10 protein-coding genes and 1 pseudogene are annotated in these 16,104 nt (G+C 33.1%); 3 read left to right on the top strand and 8 right to left on the bottom strand.

Translation table 11 applies throughout. The annotated features are described in order from the left end of the window. Nucleotides 1-3,417: pseudogene (locus HNS40_RS10420) on the bottom strand (hypothetical protein); the annotation flags it as partial. A gap of 345 nt (nt 3,418-3,762) precedes the next feature. Between HNS40_RS10420 and HNS40_RS10415 the strand changes: the two are divergent. Both HNS40_RS10415 and HNS40_RS10410 read left to right on the top strand, forming a co-directional pair. After that, nucleotides 3,763-4,527 carry a LytTR family DNA-binding domain-containing protein gene (locus tag HNS40_RS10415; protein ID WP_172280497.1) on the top strand — a complete coding sequence of 255 codons (765 nt, stop codon included), beginning with the start codon at nt 3,763-3,765 and terminating at the stop codon, nt 4,525-4,527. 118 nt (nt 4,528-4,645) lie between these two features. Then, nucleotides 4,646-5,740 carry a response regulator gene (locus HNS40_RS10410; protein WP_172280495.1) on the top strand — a complete coding sequence of 365 codons (1,095 nt, stop codon included), beginning with the start codon at nt 4,646-4,648 and terminating at the stop codon, nt 5,738-5,740. Between the two features lie 72 nt (nt 5,741-5,812). Here the strand turns inward: HNS40_RS10410 and HNS40_RS10405 are convergent, their stop codons facing one another. The 3 genes from HNS40_RS10405 to HNS40_RS10395 are packed head-to-tail and all read right to left on the bottom strand — an operon-like array spanning nt 5,813 to nt 10,511. After that, the gene (locus tag HNS40_RS10405; RefSeq protein WP_172280493.1) at nt 5,813-7,168 is read right to left on the bottom strand and encodes an alpha-amylase family glycosyl hydrolase; all 1,356 of its coding nucleotides are present in this window, start codon (nt 7,166-7,168) and stop codon (nt 5,813-5,815) included. Between the two features lie 13 nt (nt 7,169-7,181). Continuing rightward, the gene (locus HNS40_RS10400; protein WP_172280491.1) at nt 7,182-7,637 is read right to left on the bottom strand and encodes a methylglyoxal synthase; all 456 of its coding nucleotides are present in this window, start codon (nt 7,635-7,637) and stop codon (nt 7,182-7,184) included. A 42-nt stretch (nt 7,638-7,679) separates the two neighbouring features. Next, on the bottom strand, nt 7,680-10,511 hold the full coding sequence (locus HNS40_RS10395; protein ID WP_172280489.1) for a TIM-barrel domain-containing protein: 2,832 nt from the start codon (nt 10,509-10,511) through the stop codon (nt 7,680-7,682). Nucleotides 10,512-10,592: 81 nt separating this feature from the next. Here HNS40_RS10395 and HNS40_RS10390 point away from each other — a divergent pair, with 81 nt between their 5' ends. Beyond that, on the top strand, nt 10,593-11,444 hold the full coding sequence (locus HNS40_RS10390) for a sulfite exporter TauE/SafE family protein (RefSeq protein WP_172280487.1): 852 nt from the start codon (nt 10,593-10,595) through the stop codon (nt 11,442-11,444). Here HNS40_RS10390 and HNS40_RS10385 read toward each other — a convergent pair. From HNS40_RS10385 to HNS40_RS10370, 4 genes are all read right to left on the bottom strand, one after another. Next, nucleotides 11,441-12,613, bottom strand: a complete 1,173-nt coding sequence (locus HNS40_RS10385) for a glycosyltransferase family 1 protein (RefSeq protein WP_172280485.1) — start codon at nt 12,611-12,613, stop codon at nt 11,441-11,443. The two genes, HNS40_RS10390 and HNS40_RS10385, sit on opposite strands and share 4 nt — an antisense overlap. 145 nt (nt 12,614-12,758) lie before the next feature. Continuing rightward, nucleotides 12,759-13,655, bottom strand: a complete 897-nt coding sequence (gene era, locus HNS40_RS10380; protein ID WP_172280483.1) for a GTPase Era — start codon at nt 13,653-13,655, stop codon at nt 12,759-12,761. Then, complete coding sequence (locus tag HNS40_RS10375) at nt 13,655-13,963, bottom strand: MTH1187 family thiamine-binding protein (RefSeq protein ID WP_172280480.1); 309 nt, start codon at nt 13,961-13,963, stop codon at nt 13,655-13,657. Before HNS40_RS10375 ends, era begins: the two co-directional genes overlap by 1 nt. A gap of 1 nt (nt 13,964) precedes the next feature. Continuing rightward, entirely contained in the window at nt 13,965-16,010 is a 2,046-nt protein-coding gene (locus HNS40_RS10370) for a histidine kinase (protein ID WP_172280478.1), read from the bottom strand. Nucleotides 16,011-16,104 lie beyond the last annotated feature (94 nt).

Raw genomic sequence — 16,104 nt, 5'->3', positions numbered from 1 at the left:
GAAATTTTCACCATCATCTATGGAGTATTGATAATCGGGCGTTCCTCCAGTTCCAGTTATCACTATTGCTCCATTATTATCTCCAAAACACAGAATATTTGTGACATCCTCTGTAAAATCCACTCCTGAACTAGGCTCACTAACCGTAACTAATTCAGTAAGTTCACAATTATTGGCATCACGGACCTTGACTTGATAATCTCCTGCTAAGAGATCATTAAATAGATTATCTGTAAACCAAGTATCCCCATTATCAATACTATACTCATATGGTTCTAAGCCATTAGAAGGAGAAATATTAATACTACCATCATTCAAACCAGTACAAGTCACATTTGTATGTTCAACTGATAAGGATAGGTTACAAGATGCCTCTTTAACCATCAAGGAATCTGTTTCAAGATATAAATCTGGATAAATGCTATTACTAATATTCACATGATAATAATGAGTCAATCCGTTTGACTGTTCAGATATAATAATAATACCCGTAGAATTATTTTCATAAAAATCACCATCTCGGTACCAATTATAATCATTACCAGCAACTCCCTGATCAAAGTTTAAGACATATTCATACTCTTCATCAAAAACTAATTGAATAGTATCTTTTATGGACACCCTTTTTTGAGGTGCATAATAAATATTATCTGGTAAATTTTGAACATCTTCAAATGTGAGTTGATTCTCTGAGGAATTTCCATCTATAATATTTAGAGTTGAAATAGAAGAGGGTATATTGATAATATCATTTGAATTAAAATAGAACAAAGAAAGGTTACTCAAATTTTCAAAAGTTGCAGGGATATCGCCTGTAATACTATTTCCATCAATACGAAAATCATGCAGCAAACTTAGGTTTCCATATTCATCAGGAATAACACCGTAAAAACCATTCTCTGACAACATAAAGTTTTCCATTTTAGATAAACCACCTAATTCAGATGGTAATTCACCAACTAATTGGTTATAGGAAAGGTTTAAATAATTCAAAGAATCTATATTTCCTAATTCTATTGGAATACTACCTGTTAATTCATTTTCCTGAAGCCAAATTTTTTCTAAAACATTTAGGTTTCCTAATTCTGGAGGTATAATACCATCAATGTTATTTTGATTTAATACTAATTCCTTTAATGAAGTTAAGCTTCCTAATTCAGCTGGCAATGGTCCAGCAATAGTATTCAAATACATATTAAAGAACTCTAGGTTAATTAAGTTTCCAATTTCTGCAGGAATTATACCACCCACTGTATTTTCATAGAGGTAAAGATTCTTTAAATATGTTAAGTCGCCAATTTCTACTGGTAGCTCCCCTGTTAAATTATTATTTGTTAAGAATATCTCCATCACATGTCCATCAATATCTGTACTTACGCCATACCATTCATATAATGGGCTAGTAGAATTCCAGTTGGTGTTTACAGTCCAGTTGTCTCCATCTGTGGCATTATACAAAGCCATTAAAGCCGCTTTTTCCACATCGGGGGATTCCGTTATAACGACTATAGAATCAACATTTAATATAAAATCTGGATATGCTGTATTTGTAATTTCTAGTGAAAAATAGGTAATCCCGGGACCTTCTGTTGCCAGAATACTATTTCCAGAAGTAGTTGCTGCATATACACCTTCTCTATACCAATTATACTCACTACCTATAACTTCCCCATCAAAATCCAATTGAATTAAACCTGTGATCCCAGTTTCTAGATAAGTAGTATCGTGGGCATGAAAAGTATTTTGAGGGTTATATCCAGCATTAGCTGGAAGATTTTCAATATCTTCAAAAGTTAAGTCATTAGATGAGAAATCTGAGGACTCAATTTGTAGTGAAGAAAAAGCTGAAGGAATCACATCAATATAATTTGAGTTCACTCGAAACTCCGCCAAACTTTGTAATCCAGCAATACTGGCAGGCAGCTCACCAATAAATTGGTTATCATCTAACCATAAATATTGTAAGTTAGTCAAATTTCCAATTTCTGTTGGAATAAATCCTGAGAACTGATTCTGTGAAAGCATGAAGTATAACAAACCACTTATATTCCCTATACTTACCGGAATAGATCCACTTAATTGATTGTTAACCAAAATGATTCCTTGAAGATTTGTTAAACCACTTATTTCTGTTGGAATTTCACCAGTTAACTGATTCGAACTCAAATTTAACTCAGTAAGGCTAACCATATCACCTATAGAAATAGGAATACCACCAGATAACTGATTGTCATACAACTCTATTATTTGCAGATTTATTAAATTTCCAATTTCTGTAGGAATGATACCAGTTAAACTATTTTCATCCAACTTTAACTTAACTAATTGACTTAGATTTCCAATTGAATTTGGAATAGAACCGGAGAAATTATTTGTGGATAGTCCCAATTCTTCTAATGCTGTTAAATTCCCAATCCAATCTGGTATTTCGCCACTAAAATTATTACCAGTTAATCCAATACGTTTTAAGTTGGTCATATTTTGCATCTCGGTAAAAAGGGTTCCAGTTATAGAACTTTCATCTAGAATTAAATCTTCTAAATTGATTAAATTTGCAATACTCGCTGGGAAATCGCCTCCTATGGAATTACCTCCCAAGCCCAATTTTGCAAGAAATGATAAATCTCCAATTTCAGTGGGAAGATAGCCAGTGAGATTATTATCATACAATGATAAATCTATAACCTGTCCATCATTATCAGTAATCACTCCATACCAATCTCCTAGAGGAGCCTCCGAATTCCAATTTGTATTATCAGTCCAGTTATCTCCACCAGTTGCGTTGTATAAGGCCATTAAAGCATCTCTTTCTGTGCCTCCACCTGCTGCTTCTGTATATATACTCACATCATCAATATATCCAACACTGCTCTCTGATTCACTTCCACTAAAGTAAAATCGACTAGCAAATGAGGCTGCTCCCTCCACAAAATCAAAATTTTGTCCTAGAGTGTCTCCGTCTATTACTATATCGTATTTTCTATTTACCTGATCTATAATAATCTTAGTTTGATACCATACCTCCCAAGTATAAACTTTCAAAGCCACATCATTTACCCCATTTTTGGAATAGATATAACCCATATTGGCAAAATAGATCCTCGCAAGCGCATTACTTGATTCGTCATAAACTAAAAAATCTACACATTCTTTATTATCTTGAGCAGCTTTCATGGCAAATTCAATAATAATATCATCAGAAATTGGGGATATTGTTTTTTGCATTTGATAGGAATTTGTCCCTTGAAAACAATAAGAACCTTCAGATGGGGATATTGTGCTCACTAATGTATCACCATTTGCTATCCATTTTGACAGCGTTCCTGATTCAAAGCCATCCTCAAAAATGACCTGGGCTTGGATATTAATAAAAGAAAGGATTAACAAAGGCAGAAGAAATGCAGCTGGTTTTCTCATCATATTTCGCTTTAATAACACAATAAGGGAGGATAAAACATCCTTCCTATAAAATAAAAACACAATAAATACAGAGATATGCTTTGATAATGCGTGAAAAAAGGTCAAAAGGGGATGTGTGCTTCAAATATACGAATTTCCGAACTATACCCGTGATTTTCATACAATTAATAGCCATACTTTGATATTCGTTTCCATTGAAGCCAAAACTGCTGCTCATCAGTTATTATTAGTATTCATCTACTACTTTCATATCAGTAATTAATATTTCTAGGTTAATAATTAAAAAAACTTGCCCATTAGGTTTGAAAAAATAATTGTATCTTTAGTGTAGAATTAATTCGCATGGAAAAGAAATTTAAAACACTCATCTTAGATGATGATAAACAAATCAGAATTCTTCTTGAAAACCTTATCACAAAGAACATCCCACAATTAGACTTGGTAGGAATGGCAGAAAGTGTAAGCTCTAGCATAGAAATGATAGAGAAAACACAACCCGATTTGGTATTTATGGATATTGGATTTCCTGATGGAGATGGATTTAGCATTATTGATAAAACAAATCATCTGGATTATGAAGTAATATTTATCACTTCACACGACCAGTTTGCCATGAAAGCATTTGAATATAGTGCTATCCATTATTTAAAGAAACCTATTTTACCCAATGAAGTTTTCGATGCTGTTGATCGATTCTTACACACACACATTGACGATGAGGTATCTCTTAAGATCACAAAGATTAAGGATGCATTAATTCAAGACGAACCCAAATTAATCATCCCAAGTTCTGAAGGCTTACATATTGTAAAAATAAATAATATTGTCAGGTGTGAAGCTTCTGATGTTTACACCCTTTTCTTTATGGAAAATGGGAAGAAACTTATTGCAAGTAAGTCACTAAACAATTACGAAAAGCTTCTATCCGATATCAATTTCATTAGAATCCATAGCAAACACCTCATCAATCTTCGCTACCTCATTCAATATGTGAAGGGTAAAGGAGGATATGTGATTATGAAAAATGGCAATGAAGTAGAGGTTAGCGTGAGAAAGAAAATGGACTTTATGAATAAATTAAAAGACTACGCTAGAAGCCTGAAATAGTGCATAATAACCTCCTTTATTTTAACAAACCAATGTTAAAATCCATTTTTGATGAGATTTTATTTTATAAATAAATGATTATCTTTGAAAAAAGAAAGCCCCTAAAACAAATTATATCATGAAAAAGATACTAGTAATTGAGGATACAGAAAATGTTAGAGAAAACATTATTGAGATATTAGAAACTGAGGATTATGAAGTTCATGGTGCCGAGAATGGAAGAATCGGTTTAGAAGTTGCAGCTAACATTCAGCCTGACTTGGTATTATGTGATATTATGATGCCAGAAATGGATGGTTATGAAACGCTGAAACAAATGCGTGAAAACGTGTCTACTTCTACAACTCCTTTTATTTTTCTTACAGCTAAAAATACCCGTCAAGATCAAAGAGCAGGCATGGAATTAGGTGCTGATGATTATATTCCAAAGCCATTCACTATGGAAGAATTGCTAGGAGCAGTATCAATGAGATTAAAAAGATCAGAAGAATTCATTCAAAAGTCAGAAGAAAAGCTCAATGAACTTACCAAAAACATGGGAACTCCAATTACGGAAGTCATTAACGAGCCCCTTAAAGCCATTGTTGGATTCTCCAAAATGCTTATGACAGAATACTCCAATATGGAGAAATTTGAAATGGCAGAATTCAACCAGCTGATATATAAAGCAGGAATGAAATTGAATAGTATCGTTGGTAAATCATTTCTATATTATCAGTTAGAAGCCCTTGCTTTAGATAAAATAAAGATGGCTGAGAAAATGAAGGAGTCTTCCTTGAATATCAAATCATTGGCTGAAAACAGAGTTGCAGAAGTAGCAAACGATATGAGAAGAACTGATGACATCATTATTAGTTTGGAGGATTCCAATCTTCAAGTTCCAGCTGACTATTTTCTTGCTGTAATAACTGAAATTGTTGAAAATGCCTTCCTTTACTCGCCAAAAAGAACTGCCGTTAGGGTAATTGGAGGTAAAGATGGTGATCAGTACATCATCACAGTAAGAGATGAAGGCCTTGGTATGACTCAGGAGCAAATCTCAAAAATTGGAGCATATCAGAAATTCCAAGACGACTTAGAAGGAAAATCTGGTGTTGGTTTAGGATTAAATAATAGCAAGAAAGTTGTTGAGTTATTCGGAGGAAGTTTCCTCATCAAGTCTAGTTTAGGTATGGACACTACCGTTCGTTTTAGTTTCCCAATTTCGAAATAATATTCTAATAGAGAATGATAAAAAAAGGGACTCCACATGTGGAGTCCCTTTTTTTATTAGCAATGCCTAAGCTTATCTAGCAAGTATTGTATAACCCCAAGGTTTTAAACTCAATAGATTTGCATCATTATTCTCTCTAACTTTGTTAGTTAGAAGGACACCATACTTAGAGAAATCAACCCCTAAGTCCTCATTTTCGAAGGTTCTTGTACTTAAGTTGATAATCACCAATACTTCTCTTCCATCTTTTTCTCTTGTAAAACAAAAAACATTCTTATTTTTTGTGTCGATATGTTTAAACTCTCCTCCAAACTCACCGTTCCATAATGCTGGATTATCATGCTTTATGGAAATTAAATTTTTGTACAACCTTGACTTTGGATAACTTCCCCAATCGATTAAATCTTTTTCAAAGAAATCAAGTCTTTTAGCATTAGAAGACTCTTGACCAGAATATATCAAAGGCATATCTCCCAGTGTAAAGGTAAGAACAGCTAGGGCATCTTGTGCACTTCCCAATCTTTCTTCAATGGTACCATTCCATGAATTTTCATCATGATTAGTAATAAAATACATTTTGTATGCCCTTTGGGGAGTATTCTCTTTTTCTTTATCTATATACTCTAAAAGCTCTTTCTTTCCTTTTTCACCCTTAGCAATAGAATTCATAAGGTGATGAAATTCCCAACCATAATTCATATCAAATGCATATTCTAGCAAATCAGATTCCTCAGATTCTGCTAACATAAAAACAGGTTTGATTTTATCTAATTCTGTTCTTACTTCATTCCAAAAATCTGTTGGTACTTCAGAAGCCACATCACAACGATAACCATCAATATCAGCTTCGCGAACCCAATATTTAAGAGCATCTATCATTTCAGCTCTCATTTCTTTATTATTATACTCTAAAGAAACCACATCGGACCAATCATAAGGTGCAAACATCTCTCCCTGCTCATTCAATTCATAATACTCAGGATTACTCTTCATCCAATGGTGATCCCAAGCAGTATGATTGGCTACCCAATCAATAATGACATGCATTCCTTGTTGATGTGCTTTATCAACCAAATTCTTAAAGTCTTGAAAATCTCCGAATTCTGGATTTACTGCTTTATAGTCTTTAATTGAATAATAAGAACCTAAGCTTCCTTTTCTATTTTTTTCACCTATTGGATGAATTGGCATAATCCAAAGAATATCAACTCCCATTTTTTTAAGCCTTGGTAATTCTTTTGCAAAAGCATTAAAAGTACCTTCTTCAGTATACTGACGAATATTAACCTCATAGATATTAGCATTTTTGCTCCAACTAACAGGAAGTAAATCTGGATCTAATTTCATTTTTTCATTAGTTGAATTATTACAACTCATAAAAATAAGCAGTCCAAAAACTCCAATTAAACTTAAAATCTTCTTTTTCATGTTTTTTTGTGTGTTAAATTTTTCGATTTAAATATTCTGTATAATCTTTGATTTTCATTTCATATTCTTCATGAAATAAGGGTGAAGTAATAACGAAGTCGGCTGTTGATCTATTAGAAGCGGTCACCACATTATAGAGGACTGTCAATCTTAGCAGAGCTTTCACATCAACATCGTGAGGTTGTGCAGCCATAGGATCCCAAAAGAAAATTACAAAATCAATTTTCCCTTCTGCTATTAAGGCGCCTAATTGCTGATCACCTCCAAGTGGGCCTGATAACAAACGATGGACTTCCACAGCATGCCCACGAACATCTGTATTTAATTCATCCTGAACCATTCTCCCAGTAGTTCCTGTGCAAGTAATCAAATGCTTACGCAATTCCATCTTATTGAAGACCACCCATTCCCGAAGGTCTTTCTTTCTATTGTCATGAGCTACTATAGCTATTCGTTTCTTTTCTTTCATATTTTCATTTTTCGATTTGATAGTGGTACGTTCCTAAAATAATTATTTGATAATTTCAATGGAAAAACTATTCTTCTCCCATGGCATATTTATGGAGAGTGTCTTTGTTTTGCTATTATACTTAGCATCTATATTTTTTATGACAGGTTTTTGCAGAACATTATAGACATACTGTTCTTCTCCATCAATCAATAAAGACTCAGGAAAATCAACTAGATCATGAATAATCCAAACAATCCTTCTGCTGCCTTTATGGTATTCAAAATCTGACTCCTCTTTTTCAACTGAAATTTCCAAACTCTCTTCAGTGTTAGTCGACCAGAAATGATTGATTTGATATTGTTGATTCTCTAGGTTCTTTGCATTTTCACCATCATCTTCAAAAAGGTCATATGAAGAGGTTCTCCCTTCCTCAGCAGGATAATAATGCATATAAATTTTTTGATCTGGGTACTTATCAGTTGTTTGATAATCATCGAGCATTGGAATGAAAGAACCAGACTTAACGAAAACTGGAATTTCTGTCATACTAATAGGAAAAGCTTTTAATACTCCACCTTCCATTTTCTCTCCTGTATAAAAGTCAAACCAAATTCCTTCCGGCAAAATGATGTCTTTCTCAGATACTCCTCTATTGACAACAGGTGCAACTATCAGTTGATCACCATAATAGTAGGCCGAAGAATAATCAGTCAATAAAGCATTCTGATCGTGATAATAAAACAAAGGTTTCACAATAGGCTTACCAAATGCCGTATTTTGATAAGATGCATTATAAATATAGGGCATAAGTCGGTAACGAAGCTTAATGGAGGCTCTAACAATTTCTTGAGTTTTATCAGAAAAGAAAATAGGCTCCGAAGGAATTCCAGAACCATGCGGTCTGAATACAGGATTAAATACTCCCATTTGTAACCAACGTGTATATAATTCTTCATCTTTTTCACCTAAGGCAAATCCACCCAAATCACTTGAAATATAACCCAAACCACATAAGCTCATATTCAGCATTAAGGGAAGTTGCGCTTGCAATCCACTCCAACTTCTACTCACATCGCCTGACCATGGAAATATGGAGAAACGCTGACTTCCTGTTGCTCCAGAACGATTCAAATGGAACAACCTTGTTTCGGGGTAATGCTCTTTATATTTATGAAAAACCATTGACTCCCATTCGTGGGCATACATATTATGAACTTCAAAGGCTTTTCCATTAATGTGGAACATATCTTCGGGATGTGTTTCAGGCTCACCTAAATCACCCCACCAACCGGCTATGCCTATCTCTATTTGCTTTTGATACTGCTCCCAAAACCAATCCTTAGTAGTGGATTTGAACATATCCATCAATCCAGCATTTCCAAAATAGAATTCTTTCATCACATAAGTATCGCCATTCTTCTTGGTGGCCAATAATTGACTAGTATCGCAATGAGTAAACCAATAGCTAGTATCTATTACAAATGGCTCTGTAATTAAAATTGTTTTCACCCCTTTCTTTTTAAAATCACTAATCATTTTCTCTGGGTTAGGCCAATTTTTCTCGTACCACTTTAAATTTCCAAGGCCACCTTTTATGCTATCGCCAAACCAATAAAAGTCAATAATAACAGCATCTAAAGGATAATCACTCTCAATCATCTTGTCTACAATCCCTTCCAACTCAGATTGGGTTCTATAAGCCATCCTCGATTGAAGATTACCAAGAGCCCAACGTGGAGGTATGGGTTGACGACCCACTAATTGAGTAAAAGAAGAACTAATTTGGCTATGGGATTTTCCGGCCACGATGAAATATTTCATTTCACCACCTATGGCACCGAATTCTAAAATATCATTTTCTTTTTCACCTATATCTAAATACCCTTTTTGAGGATTATCAACGAAAAGCAAATATTTTCTATTTGAGAGCAATACAGGCAAACCATAATTAAGTTCACGGGCATTGATACCATAATTATAATCTGGTCTGTTGAACAAATCCAGTTTATAACCTCTTCTATTCATAGGAACTGAGCGCTCACCAGCACCATAAATCATTTCATCATATGAAAGTTCAAACCTTACTCCGATGCTATTCTCTTTTTCAAAGAAACCCAATTCCTCTTTCAACAATAATTGATTGGCATAGGAATAACTAATCACTAAGGGCTCCTTCTGAATATTCAAACTCATATCACCATTAGTCCATATAAGATGCTCACCATTCAATCTTAAATCTGGAACATATACATTAGGCTCCATAACAACAGAAATAGAGGTATCCTTTATTTGAACTCCTTCTGGAATAAAAGTAACTTTGATAATATCTTCAGCATAAAATTGGAATTTATAGTCTCCTTCTGAGGTCAATAATAACAAGTAATTGTCTTTTAATTGATGCCCTCTGTAGGTTCTACTTTGATATTTATATGGATCAGTAATAGGAACTTTAGGTTTAAACCCATTTAAGGGGATTAAAAAATCTGAGTCTTTATCAGTTTTTGCAACCAATTCTCCTTTGACATCTCGAAATACTAATGCTAATTGCTGAACTTCGATATCTGGTTCAAGTCCAAATCTCTCCGCCCAATTTATTTGTATTCGATATTTATCTCCGCCCAAACTTTCCATTTTTAGCTCAGGATCTGGCTTGCCCCAATCCCCAATAACAAATTTCCAATCGGAGGCTGATTGAGAAGTAGAGGTGATTAATCCTGCATGAAAAAAAACATCATCCTCATATCCAAACAAGGCTTTATTTCCCTTTCCAGCATCGAATATGATTTCAAATTCCTCATCAAAATTTGGCTGAGGCGGGCTGGTGAGAATTTGGCCTTCTGTTGTAAATACAATTACAAATAGAAGCACAAGAATTGAAAATATGTTTTTCATCTTAGCAAATATTAAACTGATTGGTTCGTAAATGGTTAAGCATCAACAAAAATAATACTTCTGGCAAAATTAAAAAAACAAATGACATCATATGAATATTATTTATATTTGGATATGGAATATTTCATTCTTTTCCTTTCAGGAATCGTTGGGGGATTAATAGCGGGATTATTGGGTTTAGGCGGTGGCATATTTTATATTATGGTCTTGCCATTTGTCATTCAATGGTATGGCATTTCTGCTGAGGACTCCTCTGCTTTTGTTGTGGCTAATTCTCTACTTGGTATCTGTATTGCTTCTGGAAGCTCAATGGTCACGGCATTTAAGAAATTAAAAATATATATTAAGGAAAGCTTAATGATTGGAATTCCAGCAATCATTATTTCTCTTCTCACTACTCATTTTATCGTACATAGCGAATGGTTTTCAAAAGAATTATTCAATGGTTTTGTGGTTTTATTAATGATTTTCATTCTTATTCAAATGATAGTCAAAACAAGAAAAACAACTGAGATATCACAATCTGATTCATTAATTCCATTATTACCAGCAGCTATTGGAGGAAGCATATCTGGCTTAATATCAGCAATAAGTGGGCTTGGAGGAGGAATTATCATTATCCCATTACTCCAAATCAAATTTAAACAAAGCCTAAAAAAGTCAAAACTAATTTCTTTAACTATAATATTTTTGTCTTCGCTCTTATTAAGTATTCAAAACCTGTTATCGGAAACGAATTTAAAATCGGAGGGGCTAAGTCAGATAGGATATATTCTCCCATCAATTGCTATTCCTATTGTTTTTGGGGTGGTGATTGGTGGTCCGCTTGGTATTACATGGAGTAGTAAAATGAAAGACAATACAATAAATAAAATCTTTATTGCATTTGTCACAATTATCCTTATTGAAAAAAGCACATATTTTATTTTTTAAAATGAAAGCTTAGGCTTTTTTCCTTTTTCAACAATCTCTAATTGAAAAACATCTTCATATAATGCTTTTAACATTTTTGCTGACTTAAGCCAACTGTATTTTTCAGCTTGCCTGTATCCAGCCTCTATCAAATTGTCTCTTTCTACTGAATCCACTGAGTATTTCATTATTCCTTCCGCAATTGAGTCGGAGTCAAAAGGATCTACAAAGCAAGCTCCTTCACCTGCTATTTCTGGCATACAAGATATATTAGAAGTAATAACTGGTGTTCCCATCACCATTCCCTCCAAAATGGGAATCCCAAAGGACTCTCGAATACTTGGGTAAATAAAAAGCTGACTATTTTTGTAAATCGATGGAATTTCCCAGTTACTTACATAACCTATAAACTTTAGATAGTCCTTATAATCTGAGTTTGCCGAATTTAAAAACAAAAACAAATCTCCTGGAGAATGATCTGCTAAAACCAATGGTACCTTTTCATCAGAATTGTCTAAATATGTATAATAAGCTTTCAATATATTAGTTAAATTCTTCTTTGGGCTGGTATTTCCCAAACAAAAGAAATATTTATCGGGCAGTTGATATTTTTCCTTTACCGCCTTAAAATTATTTTGCTTGCTACTTTTAAAAGACTCCCCATAACTGTTATAAATGACCCTCAATTTATCTCGTAGTTTAGGGTATTTTTGAACAATAGTACTTCTTTCAGTATTACTAACTGTAATAATTCTTTTTGACTGTTTTAATATTCTAGGGACTACCCATCTTCGGTAAAAATTCCCGATCAATTGATATAAGGTTGATTTATAAGAAATAAATTTAAAGTTCTCAAGATAAATAATATCATGAAGCGTTAGCACTAAAGGAACAGTAATAAACATCGGAGCCGTATTACTGGTGCAATGAAGAATATCAACTTTATGTTTTAGCACGGCTCTGGGCAAAGTAAATTGCTCCCATAGATGATAGGGCCGTTTTTTTAGACGAATAATATGAAAGTTCTTGGTGGGTTCAAACCAAGTGTCATCATCCCCGTCCTTTACAAAAATAAAATACTCATTCGCACTATCCAGAAGCTGAAGAGACTTAATGAGTTCCATTGCAACGATATCCATGCCATGTTTCTCCTTTCGAAATAATCGTTGTCCTTCAATTCCTATTCGCATGTTGTTTTTATTTTATTTATTGTAAATATAATAAAAATATGGCATTATTAATAATGTTATTTACTTAAAATCGCTTAAGCTTTCTACTAATTACAATGATTATTTAATGGATAAAAGAAAAATAACAAAATGGAATTTTTAAGAATTAGCTTAGGTAGCCAAACTTTTTCAACTCGTTTTCATTATCTCGCCAATCTTTCATCACTTTAACATAAAGGTTAAGAAAGATTTTCTTTCCAAAAAAAGCCTCCATGTCTTTTCTAGCTTCTGTACCTACTTTTTTCAGCATCTTTCCCTCATGACCAATTAGAATACCTTTTTGGCTTTGACGAGCAACATATATAACGGTATCTACTTTTATTAAACCTGCACTCTCCACAAAAGCTTCCACTTCTACTTCAGTGGAATAAGGCACCTCCTTTTGATAGTTTAGCAATATTTTCTCTCTAATAATTTCGCTGACAAAAAATCGTTCTGTCTTATCGGACATATCTTCTTTATCAAAATAGGCAGGAGATTCAGGAAGCTTTTCTACTATCACTTCAAGAACTTTTTCAATATTAAATTTCTCTAGGGCTGAAATTGGAATTACAATAGCATTTGGAAATTCGTTTTGCCAATATTGCATGCAATCCATTACAAGTTCTTGATTTGCCAAATCAATTTTATTAACGGCTATAATAAGAGGTTGAGAAGTGGTTTTTAAACGTTTAGTAAAATTCTCATTTTTCAGCTCCGCTTTTCTTTCAACTAAATATAAAAAGATATCTGCATCAATAATTGCAGTATCTACAAAACCCATCATTCCCTCTTGCAATTTATAGCTTGGACTTATTACACCAGGGGTATCGGAATATACTATCTGAAAATCCTCCCCGCTAACGATACCCATTATTCTGTGACGTGTAGTTTGCGCTTTAGAGGTAATAATACTCAATTTCTCTCCTACCAACGCATTCATAAGAGTCGATTTCCCTACATTGGCATTACCAATAATATTAACAAAACCGGCTTTATGTTTCTTATCTTTTGTATCAATCATTATTTGCTTACCTCTCCAATTTTATCTTCTATACTTTTAATTTTCGAATCTATTCTATTTGACTTATTTTTCTGAATATCAAAATTCACCGCACAATATATCCTATCATGTTCTTTTATCATTTCATAAGAATCCTCAATAATTTTTAATGCTTCTGGCATGGTTTCAGTTTCAAAACTGGTTCCCATAGGGTTCAATTTATAAGAAACACCAGATGAATCTATCATTTTAATGATTTGACTCACATATTTACTAACACTTGTTCCGCTATCTGTAGGAAACATGGCAAAATTTACTAAAACTGACATTTTAACTCTTTATTTTAAATTGTATGGCATTATATTCTTGTCCATCCCGTTCTACTTTTGAGCGCACAAAGATAAGCTTAGTATGGAATATATTATTGTATAATGAGATTCTTTCTTTTGTCAACTGCTCACAAATAATCTCTTGTCCTCCATATCTTTTGATATAGCACTTCCCTTCATCAGAGAAACCAAGTCCAATATCAATGATTTCATAAATAATAAAAGAGTTTTCTTTATATATATTAATTTCAATCCTATTGTCTTCATCTGATTGCTGAACACACTCCTCTGCTGCATATTCCAAAAAAGGATAAATCAACATAGGCGGAACTTTCTCTTTAACTAAATCTAAATCAGGATTAATATCAATAATGAACTTCATATCATCACCAAATCGCAACTGCTGTATCTGCATAAACTCCATAACAAAACTTATTTCAGCCTGAAGGGTGATATATTTTTTATGAGTTATGGTGAGTACTTTAGTAATTAAGCTAGAAAACACAGTTAAATAATGAATAGCTGTTTCAATTTGGTTTTGATAAATCAGACTTTGAATGGCTGTTAATGCATTAAACACAAAATGTGAGTTCATCTGTATGAAAATCATTTTTTGTGAGATACCAATTAGCCTTCTTCTACTCTTACTCTTATTGTATAAGAAAAGTAAATAACTAGAGATTACTACTAGAATTAATGAAGCTAGAATAAATTTGATGATGATCATATTCCTATCTTTCAAGCTTTTTTGCAACAAAGTTTCTGCACGTATTTCTTTCTTTTGCTGCATATATTTTTCCAATTCGATATTGGTCTCTAACTGATCTAACTTTTGCTTATTCAACATCAAATAAATACTATCTTCAATCTCAATAATAGCTTCCAAGGCTTGATAAGCCTTATCAAATTCATTTCTTTTTAAAAATATTTCCTGCTTTACCTCAAGTCCACGAGTAATATTTCTTTTTATAGGATAATTAATATAATTTACTGCACCCAACTCTGTATAATAAAGAGCACTGTCATATTGTTGCATCTGAATCAATGTATTTGCCATATTAGTATAGGAACTTGCAACAAGGTAAAGAGAACCCAATCGCTTACGTAAATTCAATGCTCTTCTGTTATAACCTAAGGCATCTTTATAATGTTCCTGCCTCATTGACACTGCGGCCTGAAGCGTTGTCACATGACTTTCAGATATTCTATCATGAGTTTGTCTCAAATTTATTATAGCTTCGTTAAACAATTCGTTTGCTTTATTTAAGTTTTTTTGGTGAAAATAAAAGAGGCCTTGAGCAACTAAAACATGAGCATTTACACCATTATCGTTTATAGTTTTTGCTAAATCTTTTGCCTTAGTTAAATAAATAAGTGCTTTCCCGAAATTATGAGTTTTTATATTTAATCTTGAAATGGATAACCACAAATAGAATTGAGTTTTCGGCTTTCCACAATCATCAATCAATGATAAGATATCGGTCTCATAATTAGTAGCTTTTTCCAAATCACCATTATCCGTACTGATAACCAATGCTTTATGAAGTAGTTCTAACTGACCATCAATAAATCCACTTTGTTGATAGATTAAGTAAGCTTGCTTTGCATATTCTAGTGCTGCTAAATTCTCATTGTAAACTTTGGAAATAAAATATTTGTCTTTTAATATTTCAGCCTTCACAAAAGGGTGAAGATTCTTAATTGGAATATTAATTAGAACATCATGAATACTATCAGACAAACTCAGATTACCGATATGAAAAGCAGCCCTTCCAGCTCTTGACAATAAAGAGCTATACATTCCAGGTTTATCATAGAATTTAAGCTTATTAATTTCATCCAAACAAAGAGATAAACTTAGGTTGAAATCATTTTGTGCTAAACTATCAGCTTTATCTAACAACTCCTGCTTTTCTTCATCTAATTCAAAAGAATGAATATCTATGAATTGCGAAAAGCTAGGGTAGGGAAATAAAAAACATAGGGCAAACCATAAAATTGATTTCCCCAAATATCTATTATAATTTCTCAATATGATTCGTTTCATGAAGAATATCAAGTTAGTCCTGCTATTTATCGAATATAAAATACAACTCCAGGACTTTTTTTTAATTTATCTCAAAGATAGTCATAATTATATG

It is taken from the genome of Lentimicrobium sp. S6 (assembly GCF_013166635.1).
Classification (GTDB): domain Bacteria; phylum Bacteroidota; class Bacteroidia; order Bacteroidales; family UBA12170; genus UBA12170.
This window is presented reverse-complemented; position numbering and strand designations above follow the sequence as displayed.